Genomic DNA, 23,242 nt, shown 5'->3' on the forward strand with positions numbered 1-23,242 from the left:
GTTACGTAGATGTCGAGGAGTCGCTATGAAGATGGGCACTGTCGGGAGCACCAAGAGGATGGTCGCGCAAACTTGCCTGGCATTGACCGCGGGGTTGACCGTCGCGGTGTGCCCCGTAATGGTGGGGGCAGCGCACGCGGAACCCGTGCCGGTCGCGCCGCCGCTGCCGTTCCCCCTTCCGCCTGCCCCGCCGTATCTGGACCAGGGGTTCTACAACCCTGATCCGGCCAAGGTCGCCGCGGCGCAGCCCGGCGAGATCCTGGCCGCACGGCAGGTCAACCTCGCGAACTTCTTCTTGATCCCGCTCAACGTGCGGGCCTGGCAACTGTCCTTCCGCAGCACCAATACTCGCGGCGAGGCGATACCCGCGGTGGCCACCGTGATCGTGCCGCACCGGCCCTCCCCTACCCCCGACCGCAGCCTGGTCTCCTTCCAGTTCGCCGAGGACTCCCTGTCGCAGAACTGCGCGCCGTCCTATGTGTTGCAAATGGGTTCACTGCCCAACCCGACAAATACCGTCATCGGGCTGGAGTTCGTCGAGGCCCAGGCCATGCTGCAACTCGGCCACGCGGTCGTCGTGCCCGACCATCAGGGCCCGAACGCGGCCTACGCGGTGGGCCCGCTCGGTGGCCGGATCACCCTGGACGCCATCCGCGCCGCCCAGAACTTCGAACCGGCAGGTCTCCCGGGAGCCGCCACGCGGACCGCGCTGTGGGGCTATTCGGGCGGCGCCATCCCGACCGCGCACGCCGCCGAGCTGCAACCGGAGTACGCACCGGAGTTGAACCTGGTCGGCTCCGCCACCGGCGGCCTGATGGCCGACATCCGCACGGCGGTCGACTACAACAACGGCACGTCGACGTTCGGCGGTGCGGTGCTCGGCGGATTGTTCGGTGTGGCAAGGGAATACCCGGAGGTCGCGCGGTTCATCGATCAGTACATGAACCCGTTCGGCAAGGCGATCCGGGTCATTCACGAAGGGCAATGTGTCGCACTGCAATTCGCGGGCTTCCCGTTCGTGAACATCAAGGGGTTGTTCGACTATCCCGGCGATCCGATGCGCGCACCCGAAATGCAGCCGGTGCTGGACGAATTGAGCCTCGGCCGCCGCGGCGTACCCACCGCCCCGCTGTTCATCTACGAGGCGCCACTCGACGAGGTGATGCCGATCAACGCGGTCAACAAGCTCTACGACACCTACTGCAAGGACCCGAACGCCAAGGTCTTCTACACCCGTGACCTGCTCAGCGAGCACGGCATCGCGGCCGTCTCCGGGGCCGGTTCGGCCGCGATGTGGCTGAACGATCGGCTGAACGGTATCCCCGCCGCGGAAGGGTGCAGCAACCGTGATGTGCCGTCGCAGATCCTCGACCCCGGCGCGTTCGCCACCTTCGCCAACGCCATCGGCCAGACGCTCGCCTCCGCCCTCGGCATGCCGGTCTGACCGGCCGAAAACCCGGCCGAACCGCACGACATCGGTAGCATCGCCCTCATGTCGGCTAAATTCGTGCGGTTCGGCCCGATCATTCTGTTGGCGCTCCTCGCCGTCACGGCCTGCTCGAGCGACGACTCGAATTCCAGCTCGACCGAGCAGACCCCGATGGGCCGCACCTTCGTCTCCACCGGCGTCGAGGGTGCGCCGATCCCCGGCGGCGGGCCGCTGACCTTGACGTTCAAGGACGGCCGTGTCTCCGCGGACGCCGGCTGCAATTCGCACTCGGGATCGGTCGAGCTCGACGACCACAAGGTGCATGTGTCCGGCCTGGCGAGCACTCTGATGGCGTGCCCGGGTGACCGTCAGGGCGCCGACGAATGGCTCAGCGCGCTACTGAATTCCGAGCCGAGCTGGCAACTCGACGGCGCGAAGCTGACGCTGAAGAGCGACAAGCTGACGGTGTCCATGCTGGACAAGAAGGTCGCCCAGCCCGACAAGCCGATCAAGGGCACCACCTGGATCGTCACCGCTCTCATCACCCCGGACGCGCAAATCCGGTCGCAGACCCTCGACGAGGTGAAACCCACCCTCACCATCGCCGACGACGGCAGCGTCTCCGGCAGCGCGGGCTGTAACCGGATGACCGGCAAGGCCACCGGCAGCGACGCCGAACTCACCTTCCAGGTGGGCACCACCAAGATGATGTGTGCCCCCGAGGTGATGGAGGTCGAGCAGGCGGTGCTGAAAGCCTTGGACGGCAAGACAACCGCCACCGTGGACGCGGACACCCTCACGCTGCGCAACGCCAACGGCAGCGGCCTCACCCTGCACGCGGAGTGAATTCCACAGGCCACCCGAGCTCATGACCGGACGTGCCGCAGTGCAGCGGGCGCACGCTCCGCGCAACAAAGCAGGGCCGGACATCGCTGGTGCGACATCCGGCCCTTCTTCGTGAAAACCGTTACGGCAGTGGACCGCCCGCGGCGATCGCGGACAGGGTGGCGAACTCGTCACCCTTGAGCGAGGCGCCGCCGACGAGTGCGCCGTCGATATCGGTTTGCCCGACGAGCTCACCGACGTTCTTGGCGTTCACCGAGCCGCCGTAGAGCACGCGGACGCCCGCCGCGACCTCCGGCGAGGCGAGCACGCCGAGCTCCGCCCGGATCGCGCCGCAGACTTCCTGCGCGTCCGCGGGCGTGGCGACCTTGCCGGTGCCGATGGCCCAGACCGGCTCGTAGGCGATGACGATCTTCGAGATCTCCTCCGCCGTCAGGCCTTTCAGCGATCCGCGCAGCTGCTCGAGGTTGTACTCGACGTGCGTCTGCGCCTCGCGGACGTTCAGGCCCTCGCCGATGCAGACGATCGGGGTGAGCCCGTGCCCGAGCGCCTGCTTGGCCTTGGCGAGCACGGTGGCGTCGTCCTCGTGGTGGTACTGCCGCCGCTCCGAGTGACCGACGGTCACGAAGGTGCAGCCCAGCTTGGCCAGCATGGCACCACTGATCTCACCGGTGTAGGCGCCCGAGTCGTACTTCGAGACATCCTGCGCACCATAGGTGAGCAGGAGCTTGTCGCCCTCCACCAGCGTCTGCACGCTGCGCAGGTCGGTGAACGGCGGCAGCACCGCCACGTCGACCTTGGCGAAGTACTTCTCCGGCAACGCGAACGCGATCTTCTGCACCAGGGCGATGGCCTCGAGGTGGTTGAGGTTCATCTTCCAGTTGCCCGCGATGAGCGGCTTCCTGGCAGCGAAGGACTTTGTCACAGCCGTACCACTCCTCAATCTTCCAGCACTGCGATGCCCGGAAGTTCCTTGCCCTCCAGGTATTCCAGCGACGCGCCGCCGCCGGTGGAGATATGCGAGAAACCGTCATCGGGCAGATCGAGCGCACGCACGGCCGCGGCCGAGTCACCACCGCCGACAACGGTGAACGCGCCCTTACCGGTCGCGGTGACGATGGCCTCGGCCACGCCGCGAGTACCGGCCGCGAAGTTCTCGAACTCGAACACGCCCATCGGGCCGTTCCAGAACACCGTCTTCGCTTCGGTCAGCAGCGCCGCGAACCGGGCGGCCGACTCGGGGCCGATGTCCAGCCCCATCCAGCCGTCCGGAATCTCGTGCGCGGGAACGACTTTCGAGTCGGCGTCGGCCGCGAACTTGCTCGCCGCCACGATGTCGCGCGGCAGATGGATGACGTCCGCGTACCGGTCGAGCAGGTCCTTGCAGGTGTCGATCATTTCTTCCTGCAGCAGCGAGCTGCCCACCGAAAGGCCCTGCGCGGCAAGGAAGGTGAAGCACATGCCGCCACCGATGACCAGCGTGTCGACCTTCGGGGCAAGCGCCTCGATGACCGCCAGCTTGTCGGAGACCTTCGAACCGCCGAGCACGACCGCGTACGGCCGCTCGGGGTCCTGCGTCAGCTTGGCCAGCACCTCGACCTCGGCGGCGACCAGTGTGCCCGCGTAGTGCGGCAGCAGTTTCGCCACGTCGTACACCGAAGCCTGCTTGCGGTGCACCACACCGAACCCGTCGGACACGAACGCGCCGTCGTCACCGACCAGCTCGACCAACGCGGCGGCGAGCTTGCCACGCTGCGCGTCGTCCTTGCTGGTCTCGCGCGGATCGAAGCGGATATTCTCCAGCAGGAGCACATCGCCGTCGGTCAGCCCCTCGGAGCGCGCGAGCGCGTCCTGGCCGACCACGTCACCGGCGAGCTGGACATTGCGGCCCAGTTCTTCGGCGAGCTTCGCGGCAACGGGCGCCAGCGAAAGCTTGGCATCCGGTTCGCCTTTCGGACGACCGAGGTGCGCGGTGACGACCACCTTCGCACCGGCCTCGACCAGCGCTTTGATGGTGGGGACCGACGCGATGATGCGCCCGGGGTCGGTGATCTGTCCGCTGTCGTCGAGGGGGACGTTCAGGTCGGAGCGCACGAGCACGCCCCGACCCTCGACACCCTCGTTCAGCAGATCCTGGAGTGTCTTGACTGTCATGGCCTCAGAGCGACTTGCCGACGAGGCCGATGAGGTCTGCGACACGGTTGGAGTAGCCCCACTCGTTGTCGTACCAGCCGACGACCTTCACCTGGTCGTCGATGACCTTGATCAGCGGCGCGTCGTAGATGCACGAGTGCGGGTCGGTGACGATGTCGCTCGACACGATCGGGTCGACGTTGTACTTGAGGATGCCCTTCAGCGGGCCCTCGGCGGCGGCCTTGTACGCGGCGTTGATGTCGTCGATCGAGGCCGACTTGCGCAGGGTGACGGTGAGGTCGGTGACCGAGCCCGTCGGGACCGGCACGCGCAGCGCGTAGCCGTCCAGCTTGCCCTGCAGCTCGGGCAGCACGAGGCCGATCGCCTTGGCCGCACCGGTGCCGGTGGGCACGATGTTCAGCGCGGCGGCGCGGGCGCGGCGCAGGTCGCTGTGCGGGCCGTCCTGCAGGTTCTGGTCCTGCGTGTAGGCGTGGATGGTGGTCATCAGACCACGCTCGATGCCGAAGCTGTCGTTCAGCACCTTGGCCAGCGGGCCGAGGCAGTTGGTGGTGCACGAGGCGTTGGAGATGATGTTCTGGCTGCCGTCGTACTTGTCGTCGTTGACGCCCATGACGACGGTCAGGTCCTCGCCCTTGGCGGGCGCGGAGATGATGACCTTCTTGGCGCCCGCGGCGAGGTGCCCCTTCGCCTTGGTGGCGTCGGTGAAGATGCCGGTGGACTCGACGACCACGTCGACGCCCAGGTCGCCCCACGGGAGTGCCGCCGGGCCTTCCTTGATGGCCAGCGCCTTGATCCGCTGGTCACCGACCACGATGGTGTCGTCGCCGTCGAGCGAGACATCCTGCGGCAAGCGGCCCAGGATCGAGTCGTACTTGAGCAGGGTCGCGAGCGTCGCATTGTCGGTGAGGTCGTTGACCGCGACGATCTCGATGTCGGTGGTGCCCAGCGCCTTCTGCGCCTCCACCGCCCGGAAGAAGTTACGTCCGATACGACCGAAGCCGTTGATGCCTACCCGGACAGTCACGTTATCGCTCCTCAGCTTTCAAGCGGATCATTCCGATGTCTAGTAACAGTAGTGCCCGCCTGTAACCCCACCGACATGCACCTGTCCGTTGTGAACTGGCGGTCTCGCTGCGGTTGTCAGGTCACCAGGGTGCGAACGTTCCCGAGTCACCACATCACTACGGTAACCAGGGAAATCAATCACCGACTGGTCTGTTTCCTCACAGTCCGGCGCGCCGACCAGCGCAGGAACATCGTCAAGAGTCCTGGCAATCCGACACACCGGTCATTCCGACGCATTCGCCGGTCGGGTTACCCCGCTGTTGTTCCGGCACACACGCGCCGGTTCGAGTTTTCAGTCGAACGGGCTTTCAGTCAGCCGTCAGTCCGGTGTCGCTGGAATCAAGTGGCGACTTCCGGCTGGAAGTCTCCGGCTCGGTCCGCGCGGCAGCCGGGAGGACGCGCGGCGACATCCCGCCGAACGCGACATCCCGCCGAACAACCGGGTCCATCCGGCCGGTGGACACGATGGCCAACCGGCCGGATGCCAGCTTCCCGGGTCGATCAGGCTTCGTCGAGCAGTTCAGCCGTGACGGCCGATTCGGTGTCGGGCACGCCGAGCTCCTTGGCCCGCCGGTCCGCCATCGACAGCAATCGCCGAATCCGTCCCGCCACAGCGTCTTTCGTCATCGGCGGTTCGGCGAGCTGGCCGAGTTCCTCCAGCGACGCCTGGCGATGCTGCACCCGCAGCTTGCCCGCCGCGGCGAGATGGTCCGGCACGTCGTCGCTGAGGATCTCCAGTGCCCGCTCCACCCTGGCCGCCGCGGCGACCGCGGCCCTGGCCGAACGGCGCAGGTTGGCGTCGTCGAAGTTGGCGAGACGGTTGGCGGTGGCCCGCACCTCACGGCGCAGCCTGCGCTCCTCCCAGACGATGCGGGTGCCGTGCGCACCCATCCTGGTGAGCAGCGCGCCGATGGCCTCGCCGTCGCGGACCACGACCCGGTCGGTGCCGCGCACCTCCCGCGCCTTCGCGGTGATGCCGAGCCTGCGGGCCGCCCCGACGAGCGCGAGCGCCGCCTCCGGACCGGGGCAGCTGACCTCCAGGGCGGAGGAGCGACCGGGTTCGGTGAGCGAGCCGTGCGCGAGAAACGCTCCGCGCCAAGCGGCTTCGGCGTCGGCGATGCTGCCGCCGACCACCTGCGCGGGCAGGCCGCGCACCGGACGACCGCGCACATCGAGCAGCCCGGTCTGCCGGGCCAGCGCCTCGCCCTCCTTGGACACGCGCACCACGTAGCGGGAGGTCTTGCGCAGACCGCCCGCACCGAGCACGTGCACATCGGAGCCGTAGCCGTATAGCTCGAAGATCTCCCGGCGCAGCCTGCGCGCGATGGAACCCATGTCCACCTCGGCCTCGACGATCACCCGCCCGCCGACGATGTGCAGGCCGCCCGCGAACCGCAGCAGCGCGGACAGTTCGGCCTTGCGGGAACTCACCTGTGACACGGTGAGCCTGCTCAGCTCGTCTTTCACATCGGCTGTCATCGCCACGAGACGCGCTCCTTTCCACCCAACCCGGAACGCACATCCTGACCCATGTGCCGTCCCTCGACTCGAAGCCCTGCCATTTGCGGCCGAGGTTGCCGGATCAATTGATCCAGTGCGGCGGCAAGCTTTCCGGGATGATGCCGGTCCGTTCCCGCTTCGGCGACATCGGAGAAGGTTACCCGTGCCCGCAACTGTTCGGCAGCTCTCGCCACATGTTCTCTTTCGCGACCCTCGGGCACCGACCCCGAATCGACCAATACTTCGTCGACCACGAATTCCGGTGCGTGCTGGGACAATACATGCAGGTGCCGTTCGGCGGAGAAACCCGCCGTTTCGCCGGGCTCGGCGGCGAGGTTCAGCACGAGGACTTTCCTGGCTCGGGTGTACACCAGCGCCTCTCGTAGTTCGGGGACGAGCACATGGGGGATGACGCTGGTGAACCAGGAACCTGGTCCGAGAACGATCACATCGGCGTGTTCGATGGCCGAGGTGGCTTCCGGACTGGCCGGCGGATCGGATGGAATCAACCGCACCCGCCTGACCTTTCCGGGAGTGGTCGCGATGGCAACCTGGCCGCGAATGCACCGGCTGACCCGCGGATCCGCTTCCAGCCCAGCCACATCCGCTTCGATATCGAGCGCGATGGGGGACATCGGGAGCACTCGTCCGGTGATGCGCAACATCTTCGCGACCTCGTCGAGCGCGGCAACGGGGTCACCGAGCACCTCGGTCAGCCCGGCCAGGATGAGGTTGCCGACCGAATGTCCGGCCAGCGCGCCGGTGCCGCCGAAGCGGTGCTGCACGGTCTTCGTCCACACTCCGTCGGCGTCCGCGGCCAGCGCGGCCAGCGCCATCCGTAGATCGCCGGGCGGCAGTACGCCGAGTTCGGCGCGGAGCCGACCGGACGAACCGCCGTCGTCCGCGACGGTGACGACCGCGCAGATCTTTCTGGTCAGCCGCCGGACAGCGGTCAACGTCGCGTATAGGCCATGCCCGCCACCCAGCGCGACTATGCCGGGATCGGATTCCCAACCCGTCATGCCCGCGCCTCGCTGACGCTCGGCTCCGCCATGCCGGAAGGGCGGCGCTGCGACATGATTCGTTCGCTGCGCTCACTCATTCGCGCCCCAGATCCCGGTGGACGACCCGCACCACATCGGCTGGTTCCTCGGTCACGCCGGTGACCTCGCTCATCAGTTCACCAAGAGCCTCGGCTATCGCCACGCTGCGGTGCCTGCCTCCGGTGCAGCCCACTGCCACCGTCATGTATCGCTTCCCCTCTTGGCGGTAACCGTTCATCGTCAGTTCGACCAGGTGGTGGCAGGTACGCAGGTAATCGTCCGCGCCGGGGCGCGACAGCACGTACTCGCTCACCACTGATTCCTGACCAGTGTGTTCCCGCAATTCTGGAATCCAATGTGGATTAGGTAGAAAACGCACATCCAACACCATGTCGGCGTCGAGTGGAACCCCATGCTTGAAGCCGAAGGATTGCACGGTCAGCTGCAGCGCGCTCGGCGCGCCGTCGCCGTACGCCTCCTCCAGCTTGCGGTGCAGCTGGTGGATGGAGAGTTCGGTGGTGTCGATGACCAGATCCGCCGCCGCTTTCACGGCCGAGAGCCGGACCCGTTCGGCGGCGATGCCCGCCGAGAGGGTGCCGTCCTTGCTCTCGCTCTGCAGCGGATGGCGGCGCCGGGCGAAGCCGAAGCGCCGGATCAGCACGTCGTCGGAGGCCTCGAGGAACAGCACCCTGGTCTGGATGCCGAGTTTGCGCAGCTGCTCGGTGACCACCGAGAGGTCACCGGTGAAGAACCTGCTGCGCACGTCCATCACCAGGGCAAGACTCCGGATCGGCGGATCGGCCGAGGCGCCCAGTTCGACCATCCGGCCGATCAGCTCCGGTGGCAGGTTGTCGGTGACGTACCAGCCGAGGTCCTCCAGCACGCGGGCGGCTGTGCCGCGGCCCGCGCCGGATAGTCCGGTCACGATTACGACCTCGACCTGCGGGTTCGCCGCTGAGACAGCGCTCGAGGGGCCGGCCCGCCCCTCGGTCTGTCGCGGATTGCCCGCAGTGTTGTTCGATTCGACGCGTGTCATGTCCTACCGGATCCGTCACACGACCGCGCCTCGCTGGCGCTCGGCTCCGCCGTGTGCCGTGGCACGCTGTGTCGTTGGTTCACTCGCTGCGCTCGCTCTCTGGTACCTCTCGAATCATCCCGCACCGGCTCCGGTATCGGGCGCAGACATGCGCGATGACCCTCCGTGGTGACAAGGACGGGTCACAAACATGTGTTGGAACGGTACCGAGGATATAGGTGGAACGGAGCAAAGCCGACGATTCCGATGTACCTCAGTCCTCCTGCAGGGCAGCCAGCACTGCCTTCGCGGTCGCCAGGCCGATGCCGGGGACCTCGGTGATCTCGTCCACCGTGGCCTGCTTCAGTTTGGCGACGGAACCGAAATGGGTGACCAGCGCGGTTCGGCGCGCCGCGCCGAGTCCGGGCACCGAGTCCAGCGCGGACGCGGTCATCCGGCGGGAGCGTTTGCTGCGGTGGAAGGTGATTGCGAACCGGTGTGCCTCGTCGCGGACCCGCTGCAACAGGAACAGGGCCTCGCTGTTGCGCGGCATGATCACCGGATCGCTCTCGCCGGGCACCCACACCTCCTCGAGCCGTTTGGCCAGGCCGATCACCGCGACATCGGTGATGCCCAGCTCGTCCAGCACCTCCGCGGCGGCGGCGACCTGGGGTGCGCCACCGTCGACGACGTAGAGATTCGGCGGGTAGGAGAACTTGCGCGGACGGCCGGTCTGCGGATCGATGCCCGGGCGGGAAACGAGTTCCGCCGCCTCATCGCCGTTTTCGGCCGCCGGGTCCGCCGCCGACGCCGCCAGATCCTCGCTCGCCATCAGCTCACGCTCTTTTTGCAGCTTGTAGAACCGCCGCCTGGTCACCTCTCTGATGCTGCCGACGTCGTCCGACCGGCCCTCGCCCGCGGCCTCCTTGATAGTGAAATGGCGGTACTCGGATTTGCGGGCCAAGCCGTCCTCGAACACCACCAGCGAGGCGACCACGTCGGTGCCCTGCACGTGGCTGATGTCGACACATTCGATCCGCAAGGGTGCGCTGTCGAGTTCGAGCGCGTCTTGAATGGCTTGTAGCGCAGCCGATCTCGAGGTGAGGTCGCCCGCCCGCTTGAGTTTGTGCTGCTGCAGGGCCTCCATCGCGTTGCGCTGCACGGTCTCGGCGAGCGCCTTCTTGTCGCCGCGCTGCGGCACCCGCAGGCGCACGGCCGAGCCGCGCAGGTTGGCCAGCCACTCTTGGATCTGGTCGGCATCGGCGGGGAGTTCGGGGACGAGCACCTCGCGCGGCACCACGGCGGCGGGCTGCTCGGCCTCGCCGAGTTCGGCGACGGCCACCTGCTCACCGTAGAACTGGGTGAGGAACTGCTCGACCAGCACGGCCATCTCGCTGCCCGCCTCCGGTGCGTCGATGGCGTCACCGGATTTGTCGACCACCCAGCCGCGCTGGCCGCGGACTCGGCCGTCGCGGACGTGGAAGATCTGCACCGCCGCCTCCAACTCGTCGGTGGCGAAGGCGATCACGTCGGCGTCGGTGCCGGTGCCGAGCACGACCGCCTGCTTCTCCAGCGCGCGACGCAGCGCCTGCACGTCGTCGCGCAGGCGGGCGGCGTTCTCGAAATCCAGGTCTTCGGCGGCGTCCTGCATGCGGCGTTCCAGCTGGCGGACCATGCGGTCGGTGCGCCCGGCCAAGAAGTCGCAGAAGTCCTCCACGATCTGGCGGTGTTCCGCGGCGCTGACCCGGCCGATGCACGGTGCCGAACATTTGTCGATGTAGCCGAGCAGGCAGGGGCGGCCGATCTGGTTGTGCCGCTTGAACACTCCATTGGAGCAGGTGCGCGCGGGGAATACCCGCAGCAGCAGGTCGAGGGTTTCCCGGATCGCCCAGGCATGCGCGTAGGGGCCGAAGTAGCGCACGCCCTTCTTGCGGGCGCCGCGGTAGACGAACAGCCGGGGGAACTCCTCGTTCAACGTCACCGCGAGCACCGGATACGACTTGTCGTCGCGGTAGCGCACGTTGAACCGCGGGTCGAATTCCTTGATCCAGTTGTATTCGAGCTGCAGCGCCTCCACCTCGGTTGAGACGACCGTCCACTCCACACTCGCCGCCGTGGTGACCATCTGCCGGGTGCGCGGATGCAGCGAGGCGACGTCGGCGAAGTACGAGTTCAGCCTGCTCCGCAGGCTCTTTGCCTTGCCGACGTAGATGACCTGCCGATGCGCGTCCCGGAACTTGTATACCCCTGGTTCGACGGGAATCGTGCCCGGCTTGGGCCGGTACGTCGCTGGATCTGCCACCTGTCAAGCCTAAAGGGCACCGCCGACAGAGTCGGTCCGTAGACCGCGCATGGCCGGAGCGAATGCGGAGGTACGCCTAACTAGGAGGTCCGACAGGGCTGGCGAACCATGCCTTCGTTGCGGGGCGGCACAACTGGTAGACGATGGCGGGGGTCGTCGCGAGTGAATAGACCACTGCCACCAGCCATAGTCCGGGTGGGATGTCGATGGGATGGGTGCGCAGGCCGACTACCGCCTGGGCGGCGGCCAAGATGATCGCCAGGACGCGCACGCCGGTCGCGCCTCGGGTGAATCCACAGACGACGATGCCGAGTAGCCAGCTGAACAGGAACTGGATCGCGGCGCCGCCCGCGGCTTCGCCGCCGAATGCCAGTCCCATGATCACCGGATAGGCGAGACCGAATCCGGCCAAGCCCCAGGCGGCTTCCCTTGCTTCACGAGCAGGTATGGGTATGTCGTCCAGTTCCCAGGTTTCGGCGACAGCACAATCCTCGTCCGGAAATTCCGCGCGCACGGCGCTCCCCCAACTTCAGGTCGACACTCTCGGCCCGAATCAACGGGCGCGCCGGCAGAACGGTAGAGCACTCGGGAGAGTCGGACAACTCGGGCACTGCGGCGGTGATACGGGAATGATCCGGCGCTGATATCGGCGTAGAGGTTGGGGCAACCGGTATCAGCGGTGCCGCGAAAGTCCGTGCTGGCGTAGGGCGTCGAGGAGGCCGGTTGGGCGCTCGCGGGTCGGTAGGGGTTCTACCAGGGCGAATCGACAGCCGAGTGCGGTTGCGCCACCATCTGCTTCGGCGCTGTCGCCGACCATCAAAGCGGCCTCGGGGTCGACGCCGAGTTTGTCGAGGGTGGCGGCGAAAATGCGGGGATCCGGTTTCACCGCGCCGATTTCGAACGAAAGGGCGAAGGCTTCGACATATCGGTCCCAGTTGCGACTGGTGAAGGCGGGGCGGATATCGAAGGCGATATTGCTTACCACGCCGACCTGAATGCCCTGGGCCGCAAGCAGAGTCAGCGATTCTTCGACGTCGGGATAAGGCGTCCAGGCCATCGGGTCGATCAAGCGCTCGTAGAGGACGGCCGCTTGGTCATCGGTCGGTACGCCGGACTTGCGGAGGACTTCGAGGTAGGCCCGTCGGTGTAGCTTCGGATCCAGGTCCCGGTTGTCCCAGGCGTGCTGGCCTGCCGCGTCGAACTGGACGAGTTGATCGACGGGCGCCGTCATCCGGCGCAGGATCTCGGCCTTCTCGTGTACGTCGAAAGGTCGGCCGTCGGCCGCTACCAGCGCCTCACCCCACGATTCGTCCTCCTCCAGTCGAAACAACGTCCCGGAATAGTCGAAGAGCACCGCCTCGATGTTCACCGGACCAGCCTACCGACGGGTCGGTGTGCGGCGAGGTCAGCGCAGGTGGTGCGCGGTCCCGGTCGGGCCGGGGCGACAAACGGTGGCGCGCAGTCGCGTTCATCTCGATCCACCCAGTGCCGCGTTCTCGCGATGCGTCGCTTGCCGGTCGGCACCGGCGTGGTGCCAAAAACGCTCCCCCTGTGTCGGTGCCGACGGTTAGAGTCCCAGCATGAGGCGCGCGCGAGGAACCTGGACCGGTGTGGCGGCGGCGATGCTGCTCACGCTGGGGACGGTCACGGCTTGTTCTTCCGATGAGGACGCGGCCGGAGGCATCTGCGAGACGGCACCGAACGGGACACCCGTGGCCGCGACTTCGGGGGTCACCGGGGGCAAGACGCAGGACATCAGCACCAACCCGGAGATTTCCACCGGATACCGGTCGGGAATGACGCCGGTGCGCACGAAAACGTACGCCGTGGCGACAGCGAATCCGGTGGCGACGAAGGCCGCGTGCGCGGTGCTGCGTGAGGGCGGTACCGCCGCGGACGCGTTGATCACGGCGCAGACGGTGCTCGGGCTGGTGGAGCCGCAGGCGTCGGGCATCGGGGGCGGCTCGTTCCTGATGTATTACGACGCCAACACCAAAACCATCGACGCCTACGACGGGCGTGAAGTCGCGCCCGCGGCGGCGACCGAGAACTACCTGCGCTGGGTCAGCGACACCGACCGGACCGAGCCGAAGCCGAACACGCGGGCCAGCGGCCGATCCATCGGCGTGCCGGGAGTGCTGCGGATGCTGGAGATGGCCCACCGCGACCACGGCAAGTCCGGCTGGCGCGAACTGTTCGATCCCGCCATCGAGCTGGCCGATCGCGGGTTCCCGATCAGTCCGCGATTCGCCGGGCAGATCGCCGAATCGGCCAAGGATCTCGCTACCGACGAGGCCGCGAAGGCGTACTTCCTGAATCCCGACGGCACACCCAAGGCCGCGGACACCATGCTGACCAACCCGGCAATGGCGAAGACGTTGGGCGCCATTGCCTCCGAAGGTGCCCAGGCCTTCTATACCGGCGCCATCGCACGCGACATCGTCGACGCGGCCACCTCCGCCTCCGGCGGGCGCACACCCAGTCTGATGACCACCGCCGACCTGGCGAACTACCAGGCCAAGAAGCGCACCGCGCTCTGCACGACCTACCGCGCGCACGAGATCTGCGGTATGCCGAATCCGTCGTCCGGCGGCAGCACCGTCGCCGCCACCCTCGGCATTCTGGAGAACTTCGACCTGGCCGCGCTGCCGCCGGACAACCTCGGCACCGGTTCCGACGCCCGCAACGGTGGCAAGCCGAAGGCCGAGGCGGTCCACCTCATCGCCGAGGCCGAACGCCTCGCCTACGCCGACCGCAACAAGTACGTCGCCGACACGGATTTCATTCCGCTGCCCGGCAATTCGCCCGACACCCTGCTGAACAAGGACTACCTGAAGCAGCGCTCCGGACTCATCGACCGCGGCCGCAGCATGGGCACCGCCCAGCCCGGCGACTTCGGCCCCGTCCCGCTCGGCGTCGGCCCGCAGCCGCCCGAACACGGCACCAGCCACATCTCCGTGGTGGACCAGTACGGCAACGCGGCCGCCATGACCACCACCGTGGAATCCGCCTTCGGCTCATTCCACCTCGTCGACGGATTCGTGCTGAACAACCAGCTCACCGACTTCTCCGCCGACCCGCTCGGCACCGACGGCGCGCCGGTGGCCAACCGGATCCAGCCCAACAAGCGCCCCCGCAGCTCGATGGCGCCCACCCTGGTCTTCGACAAGGCCCCCGACGGCACCCGCGGCCCCCTCACCCACCTCACCGGCTCCCCCGGCGGCTCGGTGATCATCCAGTTCGTCGTGAAAACCCTCATCGGCATGCTCGATTGGGGCCTCGACCCCCAGCAAGCCGTCTCCGCCCTCTCCTTCGGCGCAGGCAACACCCCCACCACCGGCCTCGGCGGCGAACACCCCAGCATCAACACCACCGACAACGGCAACCACGACGCCCTCGTCCTCCGCCTACGCGAACTAGGCCACCAGGTCTCCGTAGCCCCCCAATCCAGCGGCCTCAGCGCCCTGAAACGCGACGGCACCAACTGGACCGGCGGCGCCGACCCCCGCCGAGAAGGAGCAGTCCTCGGCGACACCCGCTAACACCCGCCCTCAACGGGACATGGTGCAGGCAAAGCCCAAGCAGCCCCACCACCACGTCCCGTTGATCATGAACACCACACTCGAACGTGGGATTGGCCATGATCGACGGGACATGGTGGAGGCAAAGCCCGAGAAGGCCCACCGTCATGTCCCGTCGATCATGAGCACTGCGCGCGAACGCGGACGACCATGATCAACAAGGCCTGGTAGCGGCGAAGCCCAAGAAGGCCACCATCACGTCCCCTTGATTATGAAAGCTGCCCTGGCAGGGTGAGCGACCATGATCAACGGGACTTGGTGGCGGCATTGTGCGGGTAAACCCTCCGTCATGTCCCGTCGATCATGAACGCCACGCGCGAAAGCGCGCCGTGGTTGGGGGTTGGGGCTCGTGATCAACGGGACATCGTGGGGGCGCAGTCCGAGGAGGGGCACCGTCATGTCCCGTTGATCATGAGCGGCGCGCTTGTAGGGGGAGTGAGGATGATCGACGGGACGTGGTGGAGGCGTTGTGCGAGTAGGCCCACCGTCAGGTCCCGTTGGTCATGGGGTGGCGGTGGGGGCGGGTGGTCCGGCGGGGCGGAGTAAGCCGTAGACGGTGGGGCCTTTGTTTATGGGGAGTTCCGCTACCAGGTGGAATCCGCCGTATTCGGCTATTGCCCTGCTGGTTTGATTCGTGGCCACCGTGAAGCAGTCGACGTCGGTGTTCGCTACGCGGGCCCGGATGATGTCGGATACGAGGCTTTTGCCTTGGGCGTGGGGCAGCGAGGCGCCGGCCGCCAGATATAGGTGCGGTTGCTTCGGTCTGAGGTGCTCCATGCGTCGGGACGTCGCGAGGACTCTTGGTACCGCTAGGCCCAGGGCGCGCAACAGACTTCCTGGTTTCGCCGCTATCGAGGTGACGCCGGGCGGGTCCCATAGGACGACGCTCACTATGTCGTTCGTGTCATCACGAACCGTATCCACGATGCCGTTTCGCCGCCTCGACTCGACGCGGGATTCCCAGAAGTACGGCATTGCGCGGTGTCGCCGGTTGGCGTCGGGCCAGAAGTAGGTCATCAGCGGATCGTCGGCGAATGCCTGTGCGAGGACTCCGGCTTCCGGTGTCATGGCTCGAGAATATGCCTGGATTCGGCCGAAACTGTGGTTACGCCGTCGATCAGTCGCTGGTGGTGGTGTACTTCGCGCCTAAGTCGCGGAGTTGGTCCAAGGCTCGGGCGGCGTGGTGTTTGTCGTTGGAGCGGATGGCCAGGAGGGGGACGTAGTCGTCGTTGACCAGTTCTAGGCGGGCCCAGGATTTGTGGTCGGGGAAGGAGACGCCACGGACTGTTTCCCAAGGGAAGTCGTTGTCTCCCAGGACGTTTCGTACCGACACCCCTTGGGCGCCGGCGCGTACCCGGGGGCGAGTGAGCATCAGGACGGCGCCGGCGATGAGGATGCCGATGACGATCATGGCGATCTGGTCGGCGACCCGGAAGTTCACGCCGGTCGAACCGGTGCGCAGCCAGATGCCGCCCGCGAGGAATGCGGCGGCGATCAGCGTGGCGATGATCCGACAGTTGCGAACCGCGCGGCGCGGACGCACCTCGAATTCCCACTCGGGCGTAGCAGCGGGTTGAGCGTTTCTACGGAAGATACGAACGACCGGCATCAGCTACCCCTCCCCCGCGTTCCCTGCGGCCCTCGCCGCGCCAGGCGCGCAGTCCGCCAACAGACTCCGAGCTGCGCCCATTATGCGGATTGCCGCAACGAGCGCAGCGTCAACGCCGCATCGAGCGCGGCGGCACAAGCCTGTTCACCTTTGTTCTCGGCGGACCCCGGGAGCCCGGCACGGTCCAGCGCCTGCTCCTCGTCGTTGGTGGTGAGCACCCCGTTCGCGACGGGAGTACCGGCGTCCAGCGACACCCGGGTGAGCCCGGCGGTCACCGCATCGCACACATACTCGAAATGCGGTGTGCCACCACGGATCACCACGCCGAGCGCGACCACGGCGTCGTGCGTGCGAGCCAGCTCCTGAGCCACCACCGGCAACTCCATCGCGCCCGCGCAGCGGACCACCGTGACGTGTAGGACGCCCGCGTCCTTGGCCACCTGTTCGGCGTTCGCCACGAGGGTGTCGCAGATCGTGGTGTGCCAGCGCGACGCGACGATGCCGAGTTTCAGGTCCTTGGCATCAGCGAGCGCGAAAGTCGGTACGCCGGTACCGCTCATCAATGTCTGCCTTTCCGTGAATCAGCGGAATCAGCGGGCGGTCTCGCCCAGATCGAGGTCGTCGAGCCCGATCAGATCGTGGCCCATCCGGTCGCGCTTGGTACGCAGGTACCGTAGGTTTTCGGCGTTGGCGCGCAACGGCATCGGCACCCGCTCGGTGATCCGCAACCCGTATCCGTCCAGGCCGACGCGTTTGGCCGGATTGTTGGTGAGCAGCCGCATCGAGCGAATCCCGAGATCCACCAGGATCTGCGCGCCGGTGCCGTAGTCGCGGGCGTCGGCGGGCAGCCCGAGCTCCAGGTTCGCGTCGACCGTGTCGTGGCCGGAATCCTGCAGCTGGTAGGCCTGCAGCTTGTGCATCAGCCCGATGCCGCGGCCCTCGTGCCCGCGCATGTAGAGCACCACGCCGCGGCCTTCCGCGGCCACCATTTCCAGCGCGGCGTCCAGTTGCGGACCGCAGTCGCAGCGCAGCGAGCCGAACACATCACCGGTGAGGCATTCGGAATGCACCCGCACCAGCACATCGTCGCCGTCGGCGAGATCGCCGCGCACCAGCGCGACGTGCTCGACCTCGTCGTAGATGCTCTGGTAGCCCACGGCCATGAATTCACCGTGCGCCGTGGGGATTCGCGCCTCGGCGACCCGCACCACGTGCTTCTCGTGCTTGCGCCGCCAGGCGATCATGTCGGCGATGGAGATCAGCGCGAGGTTGTGCTCGTCGGCGAAGACGCGCAGCTCCTCGGTGCGGGCCATATGGCCCTCGTCCTTCTGGCTGACGATTTCGCAGATCACGCCCGCGGGACGCAGCCCGGCCATCCGGGACAGGTCGACCGCGGCCTCGGTGTGGCCGGGGCGGCGCAGCACGCCACCGTCCTTCGCGCGCAACGGGACCACGTGCCCGGGCCTGGTGAAGTCGTCCGCCTTCGCCTCGTCGGAGGCGAGCAGCCGCATGGTGGTGGCGCGGTCGGCGCCGGAGATGCCGGTCGTGATGCCTTCGCGCGCATCGACCGACACCGTGTAGGCCGTGCCGTGCTTGTCCTGGTTCAACGCGTACATCGGCGGCAGGCCGAGCCGGTCGCAGTCGTCACCCGTCAGTGGCACACAGATATAACCGGAGGTATAGCGAATCATGAAGGCCACCAGCTCCGGGGTGGCCTTCTCGGCCGCGAAGATGAGGTCGCCCTCGTTCTCGCGGTCCTCGTCGTCGACGACGACAACCGCCTTACCGGCGGCGATGTCGGCGACTGCGCGCTCGATGGTGTCGAACCTGGTCACGTCTGTTGTGCTCCATCTCGAAATAGGTCCGCCCCTACAGTACGGCGTCGCCCGCGGGTGTTCCGCGCCCGGCCGCGTAAGGGGCGCGGCGCGACGAAGCTGGTCTGCGGGCCGTGCCCGGCCCACGCGAAGTCGCTCACCCGCGCTGCTGCAGGCGTTCGACGTACTTGGCGATCACATCCACCTCCAGGTTGACGGTGGTGCCGACGGTGGCAAAGCCGAGATTTGTCAGGGCAAGCGTGGTCGGGATCAGCGAGACCTCGAACCAGTCCCGGCTGCCCGCTTCCGCGGGCTGGTCGGCGACGCCGAGACCGGAGACGGTAAGCGAGATACCGTCGACGGTGATCGAGCCCTTCTCCACTACATAGCGGGCGATCGCGTCGGGCAGCGAGATGCGCACCACGTCCCAGTTCTCCGAGGGGGTGCGGGAGAGCACGGTGCCGGTGCCGTCGACGTGTCCCTGCACGAGATGTCCGCCGAGCCGACTGTTCAGCGCGGCGGCCCGTTCCAGGTTGACCTTGGAGCCGGTGTCCAGCTTGCCGATGCTGGAGCGGTTCAGTGTTTCCTGCATGACGTCGACGGTGAACGAGTCGCCGCCGATCACCTCGACGACGGTCAGGCAGACGCCGTTCACCGCGATCGAATCACCGTGCCCGGCATCGGAGGTCACCAGCTTGCCCCGGATCGTCAGCCGGGCAGCGTCGGCCAACCGCTCGGTGGCGACGATCTCGCCCAGTTCCTCGACGATGCCTGTGAACATGCCATGACTCCCTGTCGCGTCGTTGCCCTCGGTTGCGGAACAGCCCCGGCGCAGCGGGTATTCCCGCCGGTCGGTGCCCTGGGGCTCAGCCTAACGACGGCCGGTCGTAGGCGACAGCGCGGTCGGTTACGGGGCTCATCGAACCGTGTCCCGGCAACCGCCGGTTGAAGAAGACCGCCAGCCGGTCGCGACGGGTCGGAGCAAGCACTCGACAAAGAATCTCCGCCGAATTATGTTCGAGGATACGGAAATGTCATTAATTACTTATCACCAAGTTTATTCAAACACGTTTTTAGTACCGGCAGTCGGCATAATGTCAGCAACCTACAAATCCAACCCATACCCAGTTGCCCCGCATATTTAACATTTGCTTGCGCCGTGACCAAAATGGAAGCAATATTGTTATGTAGCTGATTCCTGACGTTCGACTGCTAGCCCGAGCCGTTCGAAGCAGAACAGTTCGACCTGGTGACGCAGGTGCGCCCCAGGAAGTTCAACCCAGGAACATCCACCACTCGAGGAAGTCAGAAGACCACAGTGGGACAAATCAGGTTCTACACACTTGGGGGCGCGGCGTGACCACTTTTCTCGATACGACGCTGGAAGTTCGCTGCGTGCAGTATCGGCGCGAATTCCAGCTGCCCGCTTCGATCGATCCGACCTCGCGTCGCATTTTGATACACATCGGTGCCCACTACGGTGCCATCACGATGCCCGCCGATATCGGCGTGCGGGTGCAGCAACGACTCGAGCAGGCAGGCATCGCGGGACCGGTCGTCGATCACCCCCGTGCCAAGCGCTGGACATTCCTCACCGGGCCGTACCGACCCGACACCCTCAGCGCGGCGGTTTCCGCCGAGCTGTTCCGGATGTACGCGACGGTCGCCAGCACCGGCAGCCAGGTGGTGTTGCCCTCGCCGGACGACGAACACACCGGTTACCGCACCTGGATCCGCAGGCCGGAAACCGCGAGGACACGGCCACCACTCAACGCGGTGATCGAGGCGGCACGCGCTATCGGAACTCGAAAAGTCCGCGCGCTGTAAGCGATTTCGCGAAGCTGATCAGCCGGCCCGCACCACGGCGGCCTGCCTGCGCAATGCTTCGACCGCGGCGCCGGGATCGGCCGTGTTGTAGACCGCGGACCCGGCGACGAAACAATCGATGCCCGCCTCCGCGGCCGCCTCGATCGTGTCGGTGTTGATACCGCCGTCGATCTCCACCAGCAGGCGCAGCTCACCCGCGTCGACCAGCCTGCGCACGATGCGCGCCTTCTCCAGCACCTCCGCGATGAACGACTGCCCACCGAAACCGGGCTCGACACTCATCACCAGCAACGTGTCGAACGAACGCAGAATCTCCAGGTACGGCTCGATCGGTGTGTTCGGCTTCACCGAGAGACCGGCCTTGGCACCCGCCGCGCGAATATCGCGGGCCACCGCGATCGGATCGTCGGTCGCCTCGGCGTGGAAGGTCACATTGTGCGCGCCCGCCTCGGCATACGGCGGCGCCCAACGACCCGGATCCTCGATCATCAGGTGGCAATCCAGCGGGATGTCGGTCGCCGCGAGCAGGCTCTCGACCACCGGAAGCCCCAGGGTCAGATTCGGCACGAAGTGCGCGTCCATCACATCGACGTGCAACCAGTCGGCGCCGGCCACCGCTCGGGCCTCATCCGCGAGGTGTGCGAAGTCCGCGGACAGGATGGAGGGGGCGATCATCGGGACGGCCGGGCGGGTGTAAGTCGGGGTGGACACAACGTCGGAGTCTATCGGTAGTGGGGTTGTCCACCGCGGGAGTGGGTAGCCTGCATAGCGTGATCAACATTTCGGCGGAACAGGGGCTTTACAGCACCCCGGTGGAGATTCGGGTGGCCGCATCGGTCACGCAGCTGCCCATCGTTCGTGGGCTCGCCGAAACTCTCGTCCTACTCAGCGATTTCACGCTGGACGAGGTGGCCGACATCCGGCTGGCCGTCGACGAGGTGTGCTCGACGCTGATCGCGGTCGCGGGGCCCGACACCAGCCTGCACTGCCGGTTCACCGTCGGCGAGACCGAACTGCTGGTCCGAGTCAGCGGGATCGCCGCCAAGCCGGGCCTACCCGACCAGCGCAGCTTCGGCTGGCATGTACTGCGCACCCTCACCGATGAGGTGCAGGCGACTCAGGATTCATTCGATTCGACGGTTTCCGGATATCCGACGACGGTCGAGTTCCGTCGGGTCCGAGGGAAAGCGTAGTGGCGGACGAGGACACCGTGTTCGACTCCGATCGCGACGACAAGAACGCCGACACCGTCACCGACCAGGCTGAAAGCGTCACCGACGAAGCCGAGACCGGCGCGGACGAAGCCGAGACCGGCACCGACGAGGCAGACGCCGGTACCGACGAGGCAGACGCCGTCTCGACCGAGGATGCGGTCGAGGAAAGCGAAGCTCTCGAAGCCGTCAAAACGGTCCCCGGTTACGACGATGTGGGGTTGCTCTTCGAACAGCTCGGCGCCAGCAAACCGGGCACCGCGCGGCACAGCGCGTTGCGGGCCGAGTTGATCAGCCGATGCATCCCGCTGGCTGACCACATCGCTCGCAAGTTCAGCGGGCGCGGTGAACCGTTCGACGATCTCACCCAGGTAGCGAGGGTCGGGTTGGTGCACGCGGTCGACCGTTTCGATGTCGAACGCGGCTCCAACTTCCTGTCCTTCGCGGTGCCGACCATCATGGGCGAGGTCCGCCGCTACTTCCGCGACAACACCTGGGCCATGCGCGTGCCGCGCCGGGTCAAAGAAACCCATCTGCGCATCGGTGCGGCGATCGACGCGCTCTCGCAGCGCCTCGGCCGGTCACCGACCGCCAAAGAGATCGCCGCCGAACTCGACGTGGACCCGGACGAGGTGACCCAGGCCGTCATCGCGGGCAACGCCTACCAACCGAGCTCCATCGACGCGGCCACCCTCGGCCGCGATACCGACGCCTCACTGCTGGACACTCTCGGCGAGGAAGAGACCCAATTCGACCGTGTCGAAGAGTATGTCGCGATCCGGCCGCTGTTGGCCGGGCTGCCCGAGCGCGAACGCCGCATCCTCACCATGCGGTTCTTCGAATCGATGACGCAGACCCAGATCGCCCAGCAGATGGGCATCTCGCAGATGCATGTCTCGCGCATTCTCGCGAAAACCCTTGCCCGGCTTCGCGAGCAGTCGAGTCGGGAGTAACTGCGCGGTCAATCCCTGTGCTGCTCACGCTGTTTTCGGAGCTTCGCGGAGGCGGTGAGCCACCAGGCGTCGTCGAGCATTTCGCGTAGCTGCTCGGTGCCGATGCGATCCAGGTCGATGAGGATGTACGGGTGGCCGTCGTAGTGCGGTGTCGTGTAAAACGCTGGATCACCGGAGGCCAGCAAGGCTTCCTTCTCGTTGAGCTCGCAGGCGAGGACCAGGCCGCCCTCGGCTTCGGCGCGTAGGCGTGCGAAACCTTTGCCGCCGACCTTCAGGGCCGGGCTGCGCCACCATGTCGACTCTTCGACATCGGGGAACTCGGTCGCGAGCGCGACCACGTCTTGCCACGTCAATGCCATGTCGACAGTGTGCTGGACGAACGTCCCCGCGGGCTTGGACGAATGGAATCAGGCGAGTCATGGTGCGGCATGCGGCTCGCGAGATACCGTCGAAGGGTTCAATCCTCGACGAGGGAGGTCCGGTCGTGACCGCCAGCGTGCGCTACATCGTCGACAACGTCGATGACGCCATTCATTTCTACGAACTGCTCGGTTTCCAGGTGCGGGCGCATCCCGGTCCCGGGTTCGCCATGCTGTCGCAAGGAGACTTGCGGCTCCTCCTGAACACCCCGGCGGGCGGCGGTGGTGCGGGCCAGGCCATGCCCAATGGGACACTCCCGGAACCCGGTGGGTGGAACCGATTTCAGCTCGAAGTCGACGATCTCGAGGCGTGCGTCGAACGCCTCCGCGCTGCGGGCGTGGGTTTCCGCAGCGAGATCATCACCGGCAATGGCGGCAAGCAGGTGCTGGCCGAGGATCCGGCGGGAAACCCGATCGAGCTCTTCCAACCCAAGTCCTGAGGTGGGCACAGGACTCGGGCTGGAAGAACGGGGCCAG

General features: G+C 66.6%; 23 protein-coding genes. 7 read left to right on the forward strand and 16 right to left on the reverse strand.

Annotated elements, in window-relative coordinates; genetic code table 11:
* The first annotated feature begins 25 nt into the window (after window positions 1-25).
* Both ACFK0J_RS25970 and ACFK0J_RS25975 read left to right on the forward strand, forming a co-directional pair.
* Window positions 26-1,444 (forward strand): lipase family protein, encoded by a 1,419-nt coding sequence (locus ACFK0J_RS25970; RefSeq protein ID WP_378731615.1) that lies wholly within the window; start codon window positions 26-28, stop codon window positions 1,442-1,444.
* A 48-nt stretch (window positions 1,445-1,492) separates the two neighbouring features.
* Window positions 1,493-2,275, forward strand: coding sequence for an META domain-containing protein (locus ACFK0J_RS25975; protein ID WP_378731617.1), 783 nt, complete (start codon window positions 1,493-1,495; stop codon window positions 2,273-2,275).
* 121 nt (window positions 2,276-2,396) lie between these two features.
* On the opposite strand, the gene tpiA is transcribed toward ACFK0J_RS25975, so the two are convergent.
* The 9 genes from tpiA to ACFK0J_RS26020 all read right to left on the reverse strand — a co-directional run bounded on the left by tpiA (window position 2,397) and on the right by ACFK0J_RS26020 (window position 12,720).
* Window positions 2,397-3,197, reverse strand: a complete 801-nt coding sequence (tpiA, locus tag ACFK0J_RS25980; protein ID WP_378731619.1) for a triose-phosphate isomerase — start codon at window positions 3,195-3,197, stop codon at window positions 2,397-2,399.
* 14 nt (window positions 3,198-3,211) lie between these two features.
* Entirely contained in the window at window positions 3,212-4,426 is a 1,215-nt protein-coding gene (locus ACFK0J_RS25985) for a phosphoglycerate kinase (protein WP_378731621.1), read from the reverse strand.
* Window positions 4,427-4,430: 4 nt separating this feature from the next.
* Window positions 4,431-5,450, reverse strand: coding sequence for a type I glyceraldehyde-3-phosphate dehydrogenase (gene gap / locus ACFK0J_RS25990; RefSeq protein WP_107657914.1), 1,020 nt, complete (start codon window positions 5,448-5,450; stop codon window positions 4,431-4,433).
* A gap of 542 nt (window positions 5,451-5,992) precedes the next feature.
* Window positions 5,993-6,976, reverse strand: coding sequence for a DNA-binding protein WhiA (whiA, locus tag ACFK0J_RS25995; RefSeq protein WP_218470117.1), 984 nt, complete (start codon window positions 6,974-6,976; stop codon window positions 5,993-5,995).
* Entirely contained in the window at window positions 6,967-8,013 is a 1,047-nt protein-coding gene (gene yvcK / locus ACFK0J_RS26000; protein ID WP_378731624.1) for a uridine diphosphate-N-acetylglucosamine-binding protein YvcK, read from the reverse strand. The genes whiA and yvcK overlap by 10 nt, the downstream gene beginning before the upstream one ends.
* Before the next feature lie 76 nt (window positions 8,014-8,089).
* Window positions 8,090-9,070: an RNase adapter RapZ gene (rapZ, locus tag ACFK0J_RS26005; protein WP_378731626.1), complete on the reverse strand. Its 981-nt coding sequence runs from the start codon at window positions 9,068-9,070 to the stop codon at window positions 8,090-8,092.
* Between the two features lie 253 nt (window positions 9,071-9,323).
* A complete protein-coding gene (uvrC, locus tag ACFK0J_RS26010; RefSeq protein WP_378731628.1) occupies window positions 9,324-11,351 on the reverse strand; it encodes an excinuclease ABC subunit UvrC in 2,028 nt (675 codons plus the stop codon).
* A 76-nt stretch (window positions 11,352-11,427) separates the two neighbouring features.
* Complete coding sequence (locus tag ACFK0J_RS26015) at window positions 11,428-11,865, reverse strand: hypothetical protein (protein WP_378731630.1); 438 nt, start codon at window positions 11,863-11,865, stop codon at window positions 11,428-11,430.
* Between the two features lie 159 nt (window positions 11,866-12,024).
* Complete coding sequence (locus ACFK0J_RS26020; protein WP_378731632.1) at window positions 12,025-12,720, reverse strand: HAD family hydrolase; 696 nt, start codon at window positions 12,718-12,720, stop codon at window positions 12,025-12,027.
* A 211-nt stretch (window positions 12,721-12,931) separates the two neighbouring features.
* On the opposite strand from ACFK0J_RS26020, the gene ACFK0J_RS26025 reads away from it, so the two are divergent.
* Complete coding sequence (locus ACFK0J_RS26025; protein ID WP_378731634.1) at window positions 12,932-14,893, forward strand: gamma-glutamyltransferase family protein; 1,962 nt, start codon at window positions 12,932-12,934, stop codon at window positions 14,891-14,893.
* 540 nt (window positions 14,894-15,433) lie between these two features.
* Here the strand turns inward: ACFK0J_RS26025 and ACFK0J_RS26030 are convergent.
* The 5 genes from ACFK0J_RS26030 to ACFK0J_RS26050 all read right to left on the reverse strand — a co-directional run bounded on the left by ACFK0J_RS26030 (window position 15,434) and on the right by ACFK0J_RS26050 (window position 19,136).
* The gene (locus tag ACFK0J_RS26030; protein WP_378731636.1) at window positions 15,434-16,000 is read right to left on the reverse strand and encodes a hypothetical protein; all 567 of its coding nucleotides are present in this window, start codon (window positions 15,998-16,000) and stop codon (window positions 15,434-15,436) included.
* A gap of 49 nt (window positions 16,001-16,049) precedes the next feature.
* Entirely contained in the window at window positions 16,050-16,541 is a 492-nt protein-coding gene (locus ACFK0J_RS26035; RefSeq protein WP_378731638.1) for a PH domain-containing protein, read from the reverse strand.
* 80 nt (window positions 16,542-16,621) lie between these two features.
* Entirely contained in the window at window positions 16,622-17,101 is a 480-nt protein-coding gene (gene ribH, locus ACFK0J_RS26040) for a 6,7-dimethyl-8-ribityllumazine synthase (RefSeq protein ID WP_218470125.1), read from the reverse strand.
* A 30-nt stretch (window positions 17,102-17,131) separates the two neighbouring features.
* Window positions 17,132-18,376, reverse strand: a complete 1,245-nt coding sequence (locus ACFK0J_RS26045) for a bifunctional 3,4-dihydroxy-2-butanone-4-phosphate synthase/GTP cyclohydrolase II (RefSeq protein ID WP_218470126.1) — start codon at window positions 18,374-18,376, stop codon at window positions 17,132-17,134.
* A gap of 136 nt (window positions 18,377-18,512) precedes the next feature.
* Window positions 18,513-19,136, reverse strand: coding sequence for a riboflavin synthase (locus ACFK0J_RS26050; protein WP_218470127.1), 624 nt, complete (start codon window positions 19,134-19,136; stop codon window positions 18,513-18,515).
* A 575-nt stretch (window positions 19,137-19,711) separates the two neighbouring features.
* On the opposite strand from ACFK0J_RS26050, the gene ACFK0J_RS26055 reads away from it, so the two are divergent.
* Window positions 19,712-20,182, forward strand: a complete 471-nt coding sequence (locus ACFK0J_RS26055; protein ID WP_378731640.1) for a hypothetical protein — start codon at window positions 19,712-19,714, stop codon at window positions 20,180-20,182.
* A gap of 18 nt (window positions 20,183-20,200) precedes the next feature.
* Here ACFK0J_RS26055 and rpe read toward each other — a convergent pair whose 3' ends face one another.
* Entirely contained in the window at window positions 20,201-20,857 is a 657-nt protein-coding gene (rpe, locus tag ACFK0J_RS26060) for a ribulose-phosphate 3-epimerase (protein ID WP_378743011.1), read from the reverse strand.
* A gap of 95 nt (window positions 20,858-20,952) precedes the next feature.
* Here rpe and ACFK0J_RS26065 point away from each other — a divergent pair, with 95 nt between their 5' ends.
* Together ACFK0J_RS26065 and ACFK0J_RS26070 are read left to right on the forward strand one after the other, a co-directional pair.
* A complete protein-coding gene (locus ACFK0J_RS26065; protein WP_218470129.1) occupies window positions 20,953-21,375 on the forward strand; it encodes an ATP-binding protein in 423 nt (140 codons plus the stop codon).
* Complete coding sequence (locus ACFK0J_RS26070; protein WP_378731643.1) at window positions 21,375-22,346, forward strand: RNA polymerase sigma factor SigF; 972 nt, start codon at window positions 21,375-21,377, stop codon at window positions 22,344-22,346. Before ACFK0J_RS26065 ends, ACFK0J_RS26070 begins: the two co-directional genes overlap by 1 nt.
* An 8-nt stretch (window positions 22,347-22,354) precedes the next feature.
* Here the strand turns inward: ACFK0J_RS26070 and ACFK0J_RS26075 are convergent, their stop codons facing one another.
* Window positions 22,355-22,705: an MmcQ/YjbR family DNA-binding protein gene (locus tag ACFK0J_RS26075; RefSeq protein WP_378731645.1), complete on the reverse strand. Its 351-nt coding sequence runs from the start codon at window positions 22,703-22,705 to the stop codon at window positions 22,355-22,357.
* A gap of 125 nt (window positions 22,706-22,830) precedes the next feature.
* Between ACFK0J_RS26075 and ACFK0J_RS26080 the strand changes: the two genes are divergently transcribed.
* On the forward strand, window positions 22,831-23,205 hold the full coding sequence (locus tag ACFK0J_RS26080) for a VOC family protein (RefSeq protein WP_378731647.1): 375 nt from the start codon (window positions 22,831-22,833) through the stop codon (window positions 23,203-23,205).
* The last annotated feature ends 37 nt before the right edge of the window (window positions 23,206-23,242 follow it).

The organism is Nocardia brasiliensis (genome assembly GCF_042691675.1).
Classification (GTDB): Bacteria; Actinomycetota; Actinomycetes; order Mycobacteriales; family Mycobacteriaceae; genus Nocardia; species Nocardia brasiliensis_D.

What these genes read in the sequence shown, in the direction of transcription:
- ACFK0J_RS25970 (WP_378731615.1), top strand. Translation starts at nt 26, where the DNA reads ATGAAGATGGGCACTGTCGGGAGCACCAAGAGGATGGTCGCGCAAACT.
- ACFK0J_RS25975 (WP_378731617.1), top strand. Translation starts at nt 1,493, where the DNA reads ATGTCGGCTAAATTCGTGCGGTTCGGCCCGATCATTCTGTTGGCGCTC.
- ACFK0J_RS25985 (WP_378731621.1), bottom strand. Translation starts at nt 4,426, where the DNA reads ATGACAGTCAAGACACTCCAGGATCTGCTGAACGAGGGTGTCGAGGGT.
- yvcK (WP_378731624.1), bottom strand. Translation starts at nt 8,013, where the DNA reads ATGACGGGTTGGGAATCCGATCCCGGCATAGTCGCGCTGGGTGGCGGG.
- rapZ (WP_378731626.1), bottom strand. Translation starts at nt 9,070, where the DNA reads ATGACACGCGTCGAATCGAACAACACTGCGGGCAATCCGCGACAGACC.
- ACFK0J_RS26025 (WP_378731634.1), top strand. Translation starts at nt 12,932, where the DNA reads ATGAGGCGCGCGCGAGGAACCTGGACCGGTGTGGCGGCGGCGATGCTG.
- ACFK0J_RS26030 (WP_378731636.1), bottom strand. Translation starts at nt 16,000, where the DNA reads ATGACACCGGAAGCCGGAGTCCTCGCACAGGCATTCGCCGACGATCCG.
- ACFK0J_RS26035 (WP_378731638.1), bottom strand. Translation starts at nt 16,541, where the DNA reads ATGCCGGTCGTTCGTATCTTCCGTAGAAACGCTCAACCCGCTGCTACG.
- ribH (WP_218470125.1), bottom strand. Translation starts at nt 17,101, where the DNA reads ATGAGCGGTACCGGCGTACCGACTTTCGCGCTCGCTGATGCCAAGGAC.
- ACFK0J_RS26050 (WP_218470127.1), bottom strand. Translation starts at nt 19,136, where the DNA reads ATGTTCACAGGCATCGTCGAGGAACTGGGCGAGATCGTCGCCACCGAG.
- rpe (WP_378743011.1), bottom strand. Translation starts at nt 20,857, where the DNA reads ATGATCGCCCCCTCCATCCTGTCCGCGGACTTCGCACACCTCGCGGAT.
- ACFK0J_RS26075 (WP_378731645.1), bottom strand. Translation starts at nt 22,705, where the DNA reads ATGGCATTGACGTGGCAAGACGTGGTCGCGCTCGCGACCGAGTTCCCC.